Below are 16,120 nucleotides of genomic sequence, written 5' to 3' on the forward strand. Positions count from 1 at the left end.
ACGTTGATAGCTTTCGCGTTACTGGAGGCGGCTTGCCACAACGAGATCGCGCCCCTGACGAATATCGCGTGGTGACCACTTGAACTCACGACGAAAAAGCGTCGAAAAGTGGTTACTGTCGCCGAATCCGCAGAGATAAGCGATGTCTGTCACACTGTCATCACTGTGGCGAAGCAGATGTCGGGCCTTGATCAGCCGCAAGCGGTTAAGGTAGCGCTGCGGCGTCAATCCGGTTTGCTGTTTGAGCTGGCGATGCAGAGTGCGCAAAGAGAGGGAAAACTTCTCGGCCAGCGCCTCCCAACACACCTCGTCGGCAAAGTTATCTTCCAGCCACGCCATCAGGAGGTTAAGCCGCGCGTCGTTATCGGTCGCAGCTTCCATCAGGCTGCTTTTACGCAGCAGCACCAGCAGCTGCATAAACAGGATCTCGCGATTTGCCGCCGTTGGTGTATCCATCCCCTCACCGAGCGCTTCCATCTGCCCCACCAGTTGTCGAACCTGCTGCAACACGCTCTGATTCACCCGCCAGTGGGAGGGATACTGCCCGTTCTGTTCCTGAGGTAAAAGCTGATTCAGTCCAGCCAGAAATTGAAACGCATCCGGGGAGCGATACAACACATTGGTCAGGCACAGATTGTCAGTATGTTCATATAAATGCCGGTCATGATCGCGAACGAAACACACCGTACCGCCGCTGATGGTGTAAGGCTGCCCGTTGAACACATGGATCCCCGTTCCATGTTCGACCACCACAATTTCATGAAAATCATGATGATGCTCTGGAAACGCAGGTTGAGGAAGCCGCGGTTCAATAGCCACTGGCGCTTTACCTGTCGGAAAAAAATCCACGCAATGCAATACCGTCATGATGACATCCTTCCCGATCAAATGAACATGGCTGAATAGTAATTAAGGGTTATCACCCTCACCTTAAATTTTTGACGCCAAAGTGCGTAAACACGGTCAATTCTTCAAGAAATGGCGGGAAAGATCGGGAATTGCGGAAGGCGTCACATCCGCTAAAACTGGTCCTATTAATAGAAATTGTGAACAGCGTCACGTTCACCTTTGCCATGTTGCCAGCCGCTAATTGTGGCTGTCACTGTCAAGAAGGTACGCTTTATCTGGGGTTCTTAGACTGAGTGCAATAAAACTCAGAAGGACCTCGCTATGACTTTTCGCCATTGTGTCGCAGTCGATCTCGGCGCATCCAGTGGGCGCGTAATGCTGGCGCGTTACGACAGTGAACACCGCTCCCTGACGCTACGTGAAATCCACCGCTTCATGAACTGCCTGCAAAAAACAGACGGTTTTGACACCTGGGACATCGACAGCCTGGAACACGATATTCGTCTTGGCCTGAAAAAAGTCTGCGATGAAGGTATTCGGATAGACAGCATCGGCATTGATACCTGGGGCGTGGATTACGTTCTGATCGATCACGTCGGTCAACGTGTCGGTCTGCCGGTCTCTTACCGTGACAGCCGCACGACCGGCATTCTGGCGCAGGCGATGAAGCAGCCGGGTAAAGGTGAAATTTACCGCCGTAGCGGCATTCAGTTTCTGCCCTTTAACACCCTGTATCAACTGCGTGCGCTGGTTGAACAGCAGCCAGAACTGCTCCCGCAGGTGGCCCATGCCCTGCTGATCCCCGACTACTTCAGCTTTCGCCTGACCGGCAAAATGAACTGGGAATACACCAACGCCACCACCACCCAGCTAGTCAATATCAATACCGACGACTGGGATGACACACTGCTGGCGTGGACCGGGGCAGACAAAGCCTGGTTTGGTCGCCCGACGCATCCAGGGAACGTGATCGGCCACTGGATTTGCCCGCAGAAAAACCAAATTCCGGTTGTCGCCGTCGCCAGTCACGACACGGCCAGTGCGGTCATTGCTTCTCCGCTGGCCGACAAAAACAGCGCCTATCTCTCTTCCGGAACCTGGTCGCTGATGGGCTTTGAGAGCAGAACACCGTATACCAACGATGCGGCGCTGGCGGCGAATATCACCAATGAAGGCGGCGCGGAAGGACGTTACCGTGTCCTGAAAAATATTATGGGGCTATGGCTGCTCCAGCGCGTATTAAAAGAGCGCCAGATTACCGACCTGCCAACGCTTATCTGCCAAACGCAAGCGCTGCCGGCCTGCCAGTTCCTGATAAACCCGAACGACGATCGCTTTATCAACCCCGACGATATGAGTGCAGAAATTCAGGCGGCATGCCGTGAATCAGGCCAACCCGTTCCCCTGCAAAACGCCGAACTGGCGCGCTGTATCTTCGACAGCCTGGCGTTGCTGTACGCCGATATCCTGCAAGAACTGGCTCAACTGCGTGGTGCAGCATTTAGCCAACTGCACATTGTCGGTGGTGGCTGCCAGAACACCTTACTGAACCAGCTATGTGCGGATGCCTGCGGTATTCGCGTGATGTCCGGGCCGATTGAGGCTTCCACGCTCGGCAATATTGGCATCCAGCTGATGACGCTGGACGAGCTGAACAACGTCGATGATTTCCGTCAGGTGGTGCGCGCCAACTACGAACTGACCACCTTCATTCCCAATCCTGAAAGTGAAATTGCCCGCTACCAGGCGCAGTTTCAATCACTACGACAGACAAAGGAGCTTTGCGCATGACCACTCAACTTGAACAAGCCTGGGAACTGGCAAAACTGCGTTTCGCCGCGGTAGGCATTGATGTCGAGGCGGCCTTACGCCAGCTCGATCGTCTGCCAGTCTCCATGCACTGCTGGCAGGGCGATGATGTCGCCGGTTTCGAAAACCCGGAAGGCTCGCTCACTGGCGGTATTCAGGCTACCGGTAACTATCCGGGTAAAGCGCGTAACGCCACCGAACTGCGGGCCGATCTGGAGCAGGCGCTGAGCCTGATTCCTGGTCCAAAACGTCTGAATTTGCACGCGATCTATCTGGAATCTGATACGCCGGTTGCCCGCGACAAAATTAAACCCGAACACTTCAAAAACTGGGTTGAGTGGGCGAAAGCGAACCAGTTAGGGCTGGATTTCAACCCATCCTGCTTCTCACACCCGCTGAGCGCCGACGGTTTCACGCTGGCGCACGCCGACGACACCATTCGCCAGTTCTGGATCGATCACTGCAAAGCCAGCCGTCGCGTCTCGGCGTATTTTGGCGAGCAGTTGGGTACACCATCGGTGATGAACATCTGGATCCCGGATGGCATGAAAGACATCACCATTGACCGTTTAGCGCCGCGCCAGCGTCTGCTGGACGCACTGGACGAAGTGATCAGCGAGAAACTCGACCCGGCGCACCATATCGATGCCGTCGAAAGCAAGCTGTTTGGCATCGGTGCGGAAAGCTACACCGTGGGCTCTAACGAGTTCTACATGGGTTACGCCACCAGCCGCCAGACCGCACTGTGTCTGGATGCGGGCCACTTCCATCCGACTGAAGTGATCTCCGACAAAATTTCTGCCGCCATGCTGTATGTACCGCGCCTGCTGCTGCACGTCAGCCGTCCGGTGCGCTGGGACAGCGACCACGTGGTGCTGCTGGATGATGAAACTCAGGCGATTGCCAGCGAGATCGTCCGCCACAACCTGTTTGACCGCGTACACATTGGCCTCGACTTCTTCGACGCCTCCATTAACCGCATTGCCGCGTGGGTGATCGGCACCCGCAATATGAAAAAAGCCCTGCTGCGCGCGCTGTTAGAACCCACCGAACAACTGCGTCAGCTCGAAGCCAACGGCGACTACACCGCACGCCTGGCCCTGCTGGAAGAGCAAAAATCGCTGCCGTGGCAGGCCGTCTGGGAGATGTATTGCCAGCGCCACGACACGCCTGCGGGCAGCCAGTGGCTGGACAGCGTGCGCGCTTATGAAAAAGAGATTTTGAGCAAACGTAGCTAACCGTGACGCCAGGCTTGTAGGCCGGATAAGACGCTCCGCGTCGCCATCTGGCAATGAATGAAACACGATTGCCGGATACCGCTTCGCTTATCCGGCCTTCGTAAGACCCGATAACGTTCGGGCAATAAACAGGAACACCGAACATGCAAAATATTACGACTTCCTGGTTCGTCCAGGGGATGATCAAAGCCACTTCTGATGCGTGGCTGAAAGGCTGGGACGAGCGTAACGGCGGCAACCTGACGCTGCGTCTTGATGAAGCAGATATCGCGCCGTTTAGCGCCGATTTCTACGAAAAACCACGCTATATTGCGCTAAGTCAGCCGATGCCGCTGCTGGCAAACACGCCGTTTATCGTCACTGGTTCCGGTAAATTTTTCCGTAACGTTCAGCTCGATCCCGCGGCAAATTTGGGCGTGGTACAAGTAGACAGCGACGGTGCGGGCTACCACATCCTCTGGGGCCTGACCCACGAGGCCGTGCCGACCTCTGAACTGCCGGCTCACTTCCTCTCCCACTGCGAACGCATTAAAGCGACGAATGGTAAAGACCGCGTGATCATGCACTGCCATGCCACCAACCTGATCGCTCTGACCTACGTACTGGAAAACAACACAGCGCTGATTACCCGCAAGCTGTGGGAAGGCAGCACCGAGTGCCTGGTGGTGTTCCCGGATGGCGTTGGCATTCTGCCGTGGATGGTGCCGGGTACAGATGAAATTGGTCAGGCTACCGCCGAGGAAATGCAGAAACACTCGCTGGTACTTTGGCCGTTCCACGGCGTGTTCGGAAGCGGACCTACCCTAGACGAAGCGTTCGGTTTGATAGATACCGCAGAGAAATCCGCCGAAGTTCTGGTCAAAATCTTTTCGATGGGCGGTATGAAGCAGACCATCTCACGTGAAGAGCTGGTCGCACTTGGCAAACGCTTTGGTGTTACGCCGCTGGCAAGCGCCATAGAGCTGTACTGATACCTCCCAACTCAACGCCGGATGCGGCTTCGCCTTATCCGGCCTACAGGATTTTATTATTAAGGAGAATAGTGATGAGCTTTATGTTGGCACTGCCAAAAATTAGCCTGCATGGCGCCGGCGCGATTGTCGATATGGTGAATCTCGTGGCGAATAAACAATGGGGCAAAGCGCTGATCGTCACCGATGGTCAACTGGTAAAACTGGGCCTGCTGGATAGCCTGTTTGCCGCGCTGGCTAAACATCAAATGTCTTACCACCTGTTTGATGAAGTATTCCCGAACCCGACAGAAGAGCTGGTACAGAAAGGTTTTGCGGCCTATCAGAACGCAGAATGTGACTACATCATCGCCTTCGGTGGCGGCAGCCCGATCGATACCGCCAAAGCGGTAAAAATCCTGACAGCCAACCCTGGCCCTTCTACCGCTTACTCCGGCGTGGGCAAAGTGAAAAATGCGGGCGTCCCGCTGATCGCCATCAACACTACCGCCGGTACGGCAGCAGAGATGACCAGCAACGCGGTCATTATCGACTCTGCCCGTAAGGTCAAAGAGGTGATCATCGACCCGAATATCATCCCGGATATCGCCGTGGATGATGCCAGCGTGATGCTGGAAATCCCGGCCTCCGTCACCGCCGCAACCGGTATGGACGCCCTGACCCACGCGGTGGAAGCCTATGTTTCCGTTGGTGCTCACCCGCTTACCGACGCTAACGCACTGGAAGCGATTCGCCTGATCAACCTGTGGCTACCAAAAGCGGTCGACGACGGTCATAACCTCGAAGCTCGTGAGCAAATGGCGTTTGGTCAGTATCTGGCGGGGATGGCATTTAACAGCGCTGGTCTGGGTCTGGTGCATGCGCTGGCGCACCAGCCGGGCGCAACCCATAATCTGCCACACGGCGTCTGCAACGCCATCCTGCTGCCGGTAATCGAAAACTTTAACCGTCCGAACGCCGTGGCGCGCTTTGCCCGCGTGGCGCAGGCAATGGGCGTCGATATCCGTAACATGAGCGATGAAGCGGCAAGTATGGAGGCCATCAACGCGATTCGTGCACTCAGCAAGCGTGTCGGTATTCCTGCGGGCTTTAGCTCCCTTGGCGTGACGAAAGAGGATATTGAAGGCTGGCTGGATAAAGCGTTGGCCGATCCGTGTGCGCCGTGCAACCCGCGCACCGCCAGCCGCGACGAGGTCCGCGAGCTGTATCTGGAGGCGTTATGATCCGCAAGGCCTTTGTGATGCAGGTGAATGCCGACGCGCACGTTGAGTACCAGCGTCGTCATAACCCCATCTGGCCAGAGCTGGAAGCGGTGCTGAAAGAGCACGGCGCCCATCACTACGCGATTTATCTCGATCAGGCGCGCAATCTGCTGTTCGCCACCGTTGAGATTGAGTCCGAAGAACGCTGGAATGCCGTTGCCAGCACCGACGTTTGCCAACGTTGGTGGAAGCATATGCGTGACGTAATGCCAGCAAACCCGGACAACAGCCCGGTTAGCGCAGAGCTAAAAGAAGTGTTTTATTTGCAGTAAGTTATATGCCCGGTGGCGCAAGCTTACCGGGCCTACGGTTTTATTTTTTGTAGGTCGGATAAGCGATAGCGCCATCCGACAATTCAATTTTGCTCAGAGACCAGAATCGCCTGGGTGTCAGGCTCCAGCGCTTTAAAAATATGCGCCCGATCGGCGGGGTAACAAATATAGTCCCCCTCGCCTAACTCCTCCGGCGCTTCAGTCAATCCTACCATCGCCTTACCCTGCGTCACGATGATGTGTTCAACCGATCCCGGTGGATGCGGCTGTGAAATACGATCCGCGCCCGGTTGCGTCAGCAGCAGATAGATATCCCGCCGCGCCCCCGGCGGGCATGCGGCCAGTAAAATGGCCTGATAGTGCGCCTGCTCGGCTACCACCTTTGTCCCTTCTCCGCGACGAATCACCTGCGTTTTTTGTTCCTGCGGCTCCAGCAGGCGAGCAAAGGGAATATCCAACGCCACACACAGCGACCAGAGCGTTTCCAGGCTAGGATTGCCATTGCCCGCTTCCAATTGCGAGAGTGTCGATTTTGCAATCCCTGCGCGACGGGCAATCTCTGCCAATGACAAACCGGTGCGCTGGCGTTCACGCACAAGGCTTTTCGCGATCATACTGATGGGCTGGGTCATTCACGACTCCATGTTCTTTATATCGAACGAATCGTTCGACTTGTAATATTGACTGGTCGCGTTCATTATAATGGAAATTCGTTCGATATGGCTAAAACGGTATGAAACATTATTTTTCCAGTCTCAAAGGCGACACGATAAAAGCAATATTTTTAGTCTGTCTGGCCGTCGGCGTAGTCGGCATGTCATACGGCTCGCTGGCGATGGCCTACGGCTTCCCGCTGTGGGTACCGTTTGTGCTTTCGATTACGGTACTGGCGGGTGCGTCCGAATTTATGTTTATCGGCATCGTCGCCAGCGGCGGTAACCCACTGGCGGCGGCGGCGGCCGGTTTACTGGTCAACGCCCGACACGTGCCGTTTGGCGTCACGGTTCGCGACCTGGTGGGCTCCCGGGCTGCGAGTTTCCTCGGCTGTCATATCATGAACGACGAAAGCGTAGTCTTTGGCCTGTCGCAAAAAACGCCCGAACAACGTAAAGCCGCCTTCTGGCTGTGCGGTCTGGGCGTCGCGATTTTCTGGCCTGTTGGCACACTGATCGGCGCGGGCGTCGGCAAACTGCTCCCCGCCCCGGAAACCATCGGTCTGGATGCCGTCTTCCCTGCAATTTTATTAGCCTTAGTGGTCCCGGCCTTTAAAAACCGCACCACGCTGATTCGCGCCTGTAGCGGTGCCGGGTTGTCGCTTGCCGCCATCCCCTTTGCGCCGGTCGGTTTACCGGTTCTGCTCTCACTGTTTGGCTTACTGACGAGGAAAAAATAATGGGCAACATGACGCTGTTTATCGTCGGTATCGCCATGTTATCCCTGGGAACGTATTTAATGCGTTTAGGAGGAGCGAAGCTTGGGAGCCGTTTAGCGTTCTCGGAACGCTCGCAGGCGCTGCTTTCCGACGCCGCAACGGTATTACTGTTCTCCGTTGCGCTGGCGACCACCTTTTACGAAGGTGAACACTTCGCTGGCATGGCCCGCGTGCTGGGCGTGGCTTTTGCGGTATTTCTCGCCTGGCGCAAGATGCCGCTAATCGTGGTGATCGTCGCTGCTGCAGTGGTGACCGCATTGCTGCGAATAGCGGGCATAAACTAAAAAAGCGCCTCAAGGGCGCTCTTTCGACAGTACTAAGGTATCTTATTTCAGCAGTTCGGCGGTCATGTGCACGCGGTTACCGGTATAGGCCTGAGTGATTTTGTAATCGCTGGCACCTGCGCGTTCAGCCTGAGCGGCGATTTTTGCTTCAGCGCTTTCCAGCGTAGAACCGGTTGCGGTCACTGTCTGAGCAGCGAAAGAACCGAATGAAGTAGCCAGAGCGATAACTGCGACAAAAGTTTTGATGCTTTTCATGATATAAACCCTTTAACTTAGTTGTTTTAGTAAGGCACTGTGCCTTGATGTGATAAATAATAGGCTGATACTCGAACAACTGAAAGCGGAAGGATTTGCCAGTCTTATTCAAATTATTTGAGAGATAAGATGTTACGTAATCAGGAATCACAATGGCTTGCTGGCAGCCGTAGAAAAACGCAACCGGCGGGTAGTTGGTTACTTCGTCAGGGTGAACCCCAAAGTAAAATTCATCTTTTACATCATGGTGTGGCTCGTGCGGTTTATCACGCAGACAACGGCGTTGAAAGGGTTAAAGAGTTCTACTTTGCCGGGGAATACTGCTTTCTGTACCTGAACTGGCTAATTAACACACCTGCCGATTACAGCCTGCAAATGATCTCCGCAGGAGAAACCACTGAATTCCCCTTGGCTTTGCTTGATGCGCCGGAAAATCAGGATATTAAGACTCAGCTACTGGTCCAGCAATTGATCTACAAAGAGAAAAAAGAGCAAATGCTGCTGCTCAATACCCCAGAGCAACGCTACCAGTACGTACAAACACACTTCCCGGACTGGGAGTCACAGCTCACCCAGCGCGATCTTGCCAGCTATATCGGCATTACCCCCGTTAGCCTGTCCCGTATTCGCCAGCGTCTTAACAAAGGTTAACGCCTTACGGTGATGCGTCGATTATTGTCCCGTCACTCTTTAATAGATGGCGACCACAATGAACGCATTTCTTCTTTCTCAGATGCTGGCTGGCATCAGCTTCTTACTGGATATTTCCGCTTTTCATTTTCAACGCCGGGCTATCACTTTAACGCTGCTCACCAGCTCCACTTCTCTGTTAGCTATCCATTTCTATCTTTTGGATCAACACGCTGCGGCTGGGTTAATGATCATTGCCGCATGCCGCTACGCGACAGCCATCGTCACCTTTCACCGCTGGGTGATGTGGGGATTTATGCTGGGGTCGCTGCTGTGTAGCATTTATCTTTGGCAAAATCTGTCGAGTATATTGCCGCTGATGGGAAGCCTGCTGATGACATTTGCGTCATTTCAAAAACGCAGCGGAAAATTACGGGGATACACCTTGTGTGGCAGCCTGTGTTGGCTGCTGAACAATGTGATTGTTGGCTCGCCAGTTGCCGTAATCATGGAACTGGCATTTTCCGGCAGTATTCTGGCCGCCTGGTGGCGTCACAGCGCGGCCAGACGTTGCGGATGCGTATAGATCGTCGCCCTGCCCGGTTTGCAAAAACCCACCAGCGTCAGGTTACAACGTTCGGCAACTTCCACGGCGAGCGTTGTCGCCGCAGAAACAGCAAACAGGATCTCCACACCGCACATCGCCGACTTCTGCACCATCTCATAACTGGCGCGGCTGGAGACTAATACTGCGCCCTGTTGCCAGGTTTCCCCTTCGATTGCACGTCGTCCCAGCAGTTTATCCAACGCAACATGACGTCCAACATCTTCATGCCCGCCCGCCAGATGACCTGACGGTTGTACCCAGGCAGCCGCGTGCGTGCAGCCTGTCAGTTGCCCCACGGGTTGAAAATCGTTGAGATGTCGTAAAGCGTTATCAAGATTCGCCAGATCGAATGTCTGGGTAAACGGCAGCGGCTGGACCGGCTTGCCAATGTCATTGAGCTGCTCCACGCCACAAACGCCGCAACCGGTGCGACCGGCCAGCGCGCGACGACGCTCCTTCAGCCCCATAAAGCGACGGCTGGACAGTTCAACCTGCACTTCCAATCCGTTGCAGGAAGGCACTACGTCCATTCCGTAGATATCCTGCGGGGACTCAATAATGCCTTCAGAAAGTGAAAAACCCATCGCGAAGTGCTCAAGATCTTTCGGTGATGCCATCATCACCACGTGCGAAATCCCGTTGTATACCAGCGCAACAGGCACTTCTTCAGCTACCTCATCAGGCTGAGGATGTTGCAAATCCTCGCGTTTCCAGAGGGTCAACTGGCGAGATCCTGTCGAAGATGTCACATTCTTGATGTTTTCTTGAATAATCTTATTCACTTTCTTTTAACCATATTGGAACACGCATACCAACATTGTGGTATTCTTTACAAATCCCTCCTAGACGGAGGGAAATTCACCCAATTCTGGACCTTTGCGGTCCCGTCCGCAAAGAAAAATAACAACCACTTCCCTCGCGTTCGCGTTACAGAAAAGCGAAGGGAACGTGACAATGTCGAAACAAGGAGCGAACCATGCAGGTCAGCAGAAGGCAGTTCTTTAAGATCTGCGCTGGCGGTATGGCAGGCACCACGGCAGCGGCACTGGGCTTTGCACCCGGCGTAGCGCTCGCGGAAACACGGCAATATAAACTGCTGCGCACCCGCGAAACCCGTAACACCTGCACTTACTGTTCCGTTGGCTGTGGACTGTTAATGTACAGCCTCGGTGACGGCGCAAAAAACGCCAAAGCATCCATCTTCCATATCGAAGGGGACCCGGATCACCCGGTGAACCGTGGCGCGCTGTGCCCGAAAGGGGCAGGACTTGTGGACTTCATCCACTCCGAAAGCCGCCTGAAATTCCCGGAATATCGCGCACCAGGCTCAGATAAGTGGCAACAGATTAGCTGGGATGAGGCATTTGACCGCATCGCTAAGCTGATGAAAGAAGATCGCGACGCTAACTACGTGGCACAAAACGCTGAAGGCGTAACCGTTAACCGCTGGCTTTCCACCGGAATGCTGTGTGCTTCCGCTTCCAGTAACGAAACCGGCTATTTAACGCAAAAATTCTCCCGCGCGCTCGGTATGCTCGCGGTCGACAACCAGGCACGCGTCTGACACGGACCAACGGTAGCAAGTCTTGCTCCAACATTTGGTCGCGGTGCGATGACCAACCACTGGGTCGACATTAAAAACGCCAACCTCGTCGTGGTGATGGGCGGTAACGCCGCTGAAGCTCACCCGGTCGGATTCCGCTGGGCGATGGAAGCCAAAATTCACAACGGTGCGAAGCTGATTGTTATCGATCCACGCTTTACGCGAACCGCTGCGGTGGCTGATTTCTATGCGCCAATTCGTTCCGGTACTGACATTGCTTTCCTGTCAGGCGTTTTGCTGTACCTGCTGAACAACGAAAAATTCAACCGCGAATATACTGAGGCCTATACCAACGCCAGCCTGATCGTGCGTGAGGATTACGGTTTCGAAGATGGCCTATTCACCGGCTACGACGCGGACAAACGCAAGTATGACAAAACCAGCTGGAACTACGAGCTGGATGAAAAAGGCTTCGCCAAACGCGATGTCACCCTGCAACATCCGCGCTGCGTGTGGAACCTGCTGAAACAGCACGTCTCCCGCTACACGCCGGACGTCGTAGAAAACATCTGCGGGACGCCAAAGGCCGACTTCCTGAAGGTCTGTGAGTACATCGCAGAAACCAGTGCCAAAGATAAAACCGCGTCGTTCCTGTACGCCCTGGGCTGGACGCAACACTCCGTGGGTGCGCAGAACATCCGTACCATGGCGATGATCCAGTTGCTGCTTGGCAACATGGGGATGGCTGGCGGCGGTGTTAACGCCCTGCGCGGTCACTCCAACATTCAGGGCCTGACCGACTTAGGCCTGCTGTCACAAAGCCTGCCAGGCTATATGACGCTGCCAAGCGAGAAACAGACTGACCTGCAAACCTACCTTGCCGCCAACACGCCAAAACCGTTGCTGGAAGGTCAGGTGAACTACTGGGGCAACTACCCGAAATTCTTCGTTTCGATGATGAAAGCCTTCTTTGGCGATAAAGCGACAGCGGAAAACAGCTGGGGCTTCGACTGGCTGCCGAAGTGGGATAAAGGGTACGACGTCCTGCAGTACTTCGAGATGATGAATCAGGGCAAAGTGAATGGCTATATCTGCCAGGGCTTTAACCCGGTCGCGTCATTCCCGAACAAAAACAAAGTTGTGGCTTCACTGTCCAAACTGAAGTTCCTGGTCACTATCGACCCGCTCAACACCGAGACCTCCACCTTCTGGCAGAACCACGGTGAGTCAAACGATGTTGATCCGTCGAAAATCCAGACCGAAGTATTCCGTCTGCCGTCCACCTGCTTCGCTGAAGAGAACGGTTCTATCGTTAACTCCGGTCGCTGGCTGCAGTGGCACTGGAAAGGCGCGGACGCCCCGGGGATTGCCGTTACCGATGGCGAAATCCTCGCCGGTATCTTCCTGCGTCTGCGCAAGATGTATGCCGAGCAAGGTGGCGCGAACCCTGAACAGGTGCTGAGCATGACCTGGAACTACTCCACCCCGCACGAACCGGCTTCGGAAGAAGTGGCGATGGAGAGTAACGGTAAAGCGCTGGCCGACATTACCGACCCGGCAACCGGTGCGGTTATTGTCAAGAAAGGCCAACAGCTTAGCTCGTTCGCCCAACTGCGTGACGATGGCACGACCTCCAGCGGCTGCTGGATTTTTGCCGGTAGCTGGACGCCGGAAGGCAACCAGATGGCACGTCGCGATAACGCCGACCCGTCAGGCCTTGGTAATACGCTGGGCTGGGCCTGGGCATGGCCGCTTAACCGACGCATTCTGTATAACCGCGCCTCCGCTGATCCGCAGGGGAATCCGTGGGATCCAAAACGTCAGATCCTGAAATGGGATGGGGCGAAGTGGAGCGGGATGGATATTCCGGACTACAGTGCCGCCGCACCTGGCAGCAACGTTGGGCCGTTCATCATGCAGCCGGAAGGGATGGGACGCCTGTTTGCTATCGATAAGATGGCGGAAGGTCCGTTCCCGGAACACTACGAGCCGTTTGAAACGCCGCTGGGAACTAACCCGCTGCACCCGAACGTTATCTCTAACCCTGCCGCACGTATCTTTAAAGGTGACGCGGAAGCACTGGGTAAAGCAGATAAGTTCCCGTACGTCGGTACAACCTACCGTCTGACCGAGCACTTCCACTACTGGACCAAGCATGCGCTGCTGAATGCCATCGCTCAGCCGGAACAGTTTGTGGAAATTGGCGAGAAGCTGGCGAATAAGCTCGGTATCTCCCACGGCGATACCGTCAAAGTCTCCTCTAATCGCGGCTACATTAAGGCCAAGGCGGTGGTGACCAAACGTATTCGCACGCTGAAGGCTAACGGTAAGGATATCGACACTATCGGTATTCCGATTCACTGGGGCTACGAAGGTGTGGCGAAAAAAGGCTTTATCGCTAACACGTTAACGCCATTCGTCGGTGATGCGAACACGCAGACGCCGGAATTTAAGTCCTTCCTCGTGAACGTGGAAAAGGTGTAACGGAGACGACCTATGGCTTATCAATCGCAAGACATCATTCGTCGTTCCGCCACTAACGGTTTCACCCCCGCGCCTCAGGCGCGGGACCATCAGGAAGAAGTGGCGAAGCTTATCGACGTCACCACCTGTATCGGCTGTAAAGCGTGTCAGGTGGCGTGTTCTGAATGGAACGACATCCGTGATGAAGTGGGCAACAACGTTGGGGTGTACGACAACCCGGCTGATTTGACCGCCAAATCCTGGACGGTGATGCGCTTCTCGGAAGTGGAACAAAACGACAAACTGGAATGGCTTATCCGCAAGGATGGCTGTATGCACTGCGCCGATCCGGGCTGCCTGAAGGCGTGTCCGGCTGAAGGCGCAATCATTCAGTATGCCAACGGTATCGTCGACTTCCAGTCTGAGCAGTGCATCGGCTGTGGCTACTGCATCGCGGGCTGCCCGTTCGACGTTCCGCGCCTCAATCCGGAAGACAACCGCGTCTACAAATGTACGCTGTGCGTTGACCGTGTTGTGGTCGGGCAAGAACCGGCCTGCGTGAAAACCTGCCCAACCGGTGCCATTCATTTCGGCACCAAAGAGTCGATGAAAACCCTGGCAGGCGAACGCGTGGCGGAGCTGAAAACGCGTGGTTACGAAAACGCGGGTCTGTACGATCCGGCGGGTGTTGGCGGTACGCACGTAATGTACGTATTGCACCATGCGGACAAACCGAATCTGTATCACGGCCTGCCAGAGAACCCGGAGATCAGCGCTACCGTTAAGTTCTGGAAAGGCATCTGGAAACCCCTCGCAGCCGTCGGCTTTGCAGCGACATTTGCGGCCAGCATCTTCCACTACGTCGGCGTAGGCCCGAACCGTGCGGAAGAGGAAGAAGACAATCTGCATGAAAAAGACGACGAGGTGCGCAAATGAAACGACGTGACACCATCGTGCGCTACACGGCGCCGGAACGCATCAACCACTGGATCACCGCCTTCTGCTTCATTCTTGCGGCGGTGAGCGGGATGGGCTTTCTCTTCCCGTCTTTTAACTGGCTGATGCACATCATGGGCACTCCACAACTGGCGCGAATTTTGCACCCGTTTGTCGGCGTGATCATGTTTGCCTCGTTTATCATCATGTTTTTCCGTTACTGGCACCACAATCTAATCAATCGGGATGATATCTTTTGGGCGAAGAATATTCGTAAGATTGTCGTCAACGAGGAAGTAGGTGACACGGGACGTTATAACTTCGGCCAGAAATGCGTATTCTGGGCGGCGATTATCTTCCTGGTCCTGTTGCTGGTGAGCGGAGTGGTCATCTGGCGTCCGTATTTTGCGCCTGCTTTCTCAATCCCGGTGATCCGATTCGCGTTAATGCTGCATTCATTTGCCGCAGTAGCGTTAATTGTGGTTATCATGGTGCACATTTACGCCGCCCTTTGGGTGAAAGGCACCATTACCGCGATGGTGGAAGGATGGGTTACCAGTTCATGGGCGAAGAAACATCACCCGCGCTGGTACCGTGAAGTCCGCCAGAAACAGGAAAAGTCATCTGAATGAGTATTCGCATAATCCCGCAAGATGAGCTGGAGAAGAGCGAGAAACGCACGGCGGATATGATTCCGCCGTTATTATTCCCCAGACTCAAAAATTTGTATAACCGCCGCGCTGAGCGCCTGCGCGAGCTGGCCGAGAACAACCCGCTGGGCGACTACCTGCGCTTTGCAGCACTGATCGCCCACGCGCAGGAAGTGGTGTTGTACGACCATCCGCTGCAGATGGATCTGACCGCTCGCATCAAAGAAGCGAACGATCAGGGCAAACCGCCGCTGGATATCCACGTTCTGCCACGCGACAAGCACTGGCAAAAACTACTGCAGTCGTTAATTGCTGAGCTGAAACCAGAAATGAGCGGCCCTGCGCTTGCCGTGATCGAAAATCTGGAAAAAGCCTCAGAGCAGGAGCTGGAGCTGATGGCCAGCGCGCTGTTTGCCTCTGATTTCGCCTCCGTCAGCAGCGATAAAGCACCGTTTATTTGGGCTGCCCTGTCGCTCTACTGGGCGCAGATGGCAAGCCTGATCCCCGGCAAAGCCCGTGCGGAATACGGCGAACAGCGTCAGTACTGCCCGGTGTGTGGTTCAATGCCGGTCTCCAGCATGGTGCAAATCGGCACCACTCAGGGGCTGCGCTATCTGCACTGCAACCTGTGCGAAACCGAGTGGCACGTGGTACGCGTGAAGTGCAGCAACTGCGAGCAAAGCCGTGATTTGAACTACTGGTCGCTGGATAACGAACAGGCGGCAATTAAAGCTGAAAGCTGCGGCGACTGCGGGACTTACCTGAAGATTCTCTATCAGGAAAAAGACCCTAAAGTTGAAGCCGTGGCTGACGATCTCGCTTCACTGATGCTGGACGCGCACATGGAGCAAGAGGGCTTTGCCCGCAGCTCCATCAACCCGTTCCTGTTCCCAGGTGAAGGGGAGTAGGTTTTAAGATC

General features: G+C 54.9%; 17 protein-coding genes. 13 read left to right on the forward strand and 4 right to left on the reverse strand.

The annotated features are described in order from the left end of the window. Window positions 1-18: 18 nt before the first annotated feature. Window positions 19-867: an HTH-type transcriptional activator RhaS gene (gene rhaS / locus OGY06_RS11665; protein ID WP_286605352.1), complete on the reverse strand. Its 849-nt coding sequence runs from the start codon at window positions 865-867 to the stop codon at window positions 19-21. Between the two features lie 303 nt (window positions 868-1,170). On the opposite strand from rhaS, the gene rhaB reads away from it, so the two are divergent. From rhaB to rhaM, 5 genes are all read left to right on the forward strand, one after another. After that, window positions 1,171-2,640, forward strand: coding sequence for a rhamnulokinase (gene rhaB, locus OGY06_RS11670; protein ID WP_286605354.1), 1,470 nt, complete (start codon window positions 1,171-1,173; stop codon window positions 2,638-2,640). Further along, window positions 2,637-3,896 (forward strand): L-rhamnose isomerase, encoded by a 1,260-nt coding sequence (gene rhaA / locus OGY06_RS11675; RefSeq protein WP_286605356.1) that lies wholly within the window; start codon window positions 2,637-2,639, stop codon window positions 3,894-3,896. The genes rhaB and rhaA overlap by 4 nt, the downstream gene beginning before the upstream one ends. 143 nt (window positions 3,897-4,039) lie before the next feature. Further along, a complete protein-coding gene (rhaD, locus tag OGY06_RS11680; protein ID WP_003825250.1) occupies window positions 4,040-4,867 on the forward strand; it encodes a rhamnulose-1-phosphate aldolase in 828 nt (275 codons plus the stop codon). A 74-nt stretch (window positions 4,868-4,941) separates the two neighbouring features. Next, window positions 4,942-6,090: a lactaldehyde reductase gene (gene fucO / locus OGY06_RS11685; protein ID WP_286605358.1), complete on the forward strand. Its 1,149-nt coding sequence runs from the start codon at window positions 4,942-4,944 to the stop codon at window positions 6,088-6,090. Further along, window positions 6,087-6,401, forward strand: coding sequence for an L-rhamnose mutarotase (gene rhaM, locus OGY06_RS11690; protein ID WP_003825253.1), 315 nt, complete (start codon window positions 6,087-6,089; stop codon window positions 6,399-6,401). Before fucO ends, rhaM begins: the two co-directional genes overlap by 4 nt. A gap of 83 nt (window positions 6,402-6,484) precedes the next feature. Here the strand turns inward: rhaM and OGY06_RS11695 are convergent, their stop codons facing one another. Next, entirely contained in the window at window positions 6,485-7,033 is a 549-nt protein-coding gene (locus tag OGY06_RS11695; protein ID WP_003825255.1) for a helix-turn-helix domain-containing protein, read from the reverse strand. A gap of 101 nt (window positions 7,034-7,134) precedes the next feature. On the opposite strand from OGY06_RS11695, the gene OGY06_RS11700 reads away from it, so the two are divergent. Together OGY06_RS11700 and OGY06_RS11705 are read left to right on the forward strand one after the other, a co-directional pair. Then, window positions 7,135-7,794, forward strand: a complete 660-nt coding sequence (locus tag OGY06_RS11700; RefSeq protein WP_003825259.1) for an AzlC family ABC transporter permease — start codon at window positions 7,135-7,137, stop codon at window positions 7,792-7,794. Next, a complete protein-coding gene (locus OGY06_RS11705) occupies window positions 7,794-8,117 on the forward strand; it encodes an AzlD domain-containing protein (protein ID WP_149335642.1) in 324 nt (107 codons plus the stop codon). The genes OGY06_RS11700 and OGY06_RS11705 overlap by 1 nt, the downstream gene beginning before the upstream one ends. Window positions 8,118-8,159: 42 nt before the next feature. Here the strand turns inward: OGY06_RS11705 and OGY06_RS11710 are convergent, their stop codons facing one another. Next, window positions 8,160-8,372: a YdgH/BhsA/McbA family protein gene (locus OGY06_RS11710; RefSeq protein ID WP_003825262.1), complete on the reverse strand. Its 213-nt coding sequence runs from the start codon at window positions 8,370-8,372 to the stop codon at window positions 8,160-8,162. A 129-nt stretch (window positions 8,373-8,501) separates the two neighbouring features. On the opposite strand from OGY06_RS11710, the gene OGY06_RS11715 reads away from it, so the two are divergent. Together OGY06_RS11715 and OGY06_RS11720 are read left to right on the forward strand one after the other, a co-directional pair. Next, window positions 8,502-9,023: a Crp/Fnr family transcriptional regulator gene (locus OGY06_RS11715; RefSeq protein WP_003825264.1), complete on the forward strand. Its 522-nt coding sequence runs from the start codon at window positions 8,502-8,504 to the stop codon at window positions 9,021-9,023. Window positions 9,024-9,081: 58 nt separating this feature from the next. Then, complete coding sequence (locus OGY06_RS11720; protein WP_003825266.1) at window positions 9,082-9,588, forward strand: YgjV family protein; 507 nt, start codon at window positions 9,082-9,084, stop codon at window positions 9,586-9,588. On the opposite strand, the gene fdhD is transcribed toward OGY06_RS11720, so the two are convergent. Continuing rightward, window positions 9,555-10,391, reverse strand: a complete 837-nt coding sequence (fdhD, locus tag OGY06_RS11725; RefSeq protein ID WP_197385394.1) for a formate dehydrogenase accessory sulfurtransferase FdhD — start codon at window positions 10,389-10,391, stop codon at window positions 9,555-9,557. The genes OGY06_RS11720 and fdhD overlap by 34 nt on opposite strands. A gap of 194 nt (window positions 10,392-10,585) precedes the next feature. Between fdhD and fdnG the strand changes: the two genes are divergently transcribed. The 4 genes from fdnG to fdhE are packed head-to-tail and all read left to right on the forward strand — an operon-like array spanning window position 10,586 to window position 16,109. After that, window positions 10,586-13,636, forward strand: a complete 3,051-nt coding sequence (fdnG, locus tag OGY06_RS11730; protein WP_100193805.1) for a formate dehydrogenase-N subunit alpha — start codon at window positions 10,586-10,588, stop codon at window positions 13,634-13,636. A 12-nt stretch (window positions 13,637-13,648) separates the two neighbouring features. Beyond that, window positions 13,649-14,551: a formate dehydrogenase O subunit beta gene (fdoH, locus tag OGY06_RS11735; RefSeq protein WP_003825273.1), complete on the forward strand. Its 903-nt coding sequence runs from the start codon at window positions 13,649-13,651 to the stop codon at window positions 14,549-14,551. Further along, window positions 14,548-15,183, forward strand: coding sequence for a formate dehydrogenase cytochrome b556 subunit (gene fdoI, locus OGY06_RS11740; RefSeq protein WP_164563263.1), 636 nt, complete (start codon window positions 14,548-14,550; stop codon window positions 15,181-15,183). The genes fdoH and fdoI overlap by 4 nt, the downstream gene beginning before the upstream one ends. Continuing rightward, window positions 15,180-16,109, forward strand: a complete 930-nt coding sequence (gene fdhE / locus OGY06_RS11745; protein WP_003028685.1) for a formate dehydrogenase accessory protein FdhE — start codon at window positions 15,180-15,182, stop codon at window positions 16,107-16,109. Before fdoI ends, fdhE begins: the two co-directional genes overlap by 4 nt. The last annotated feature ends 11 nt before the right edge of the window (window positions 16,110-16,120 follow it).

This window comes from Citrobacter sp. Cpo147 (assembly GCF_030332405.1).
GTDB lineage: Bacteria > Pseudomonadota > Gammaproteobacteria > Enterobacterales > Enterobacteriaceae > Citrobacter > Citrobacter portucalensis.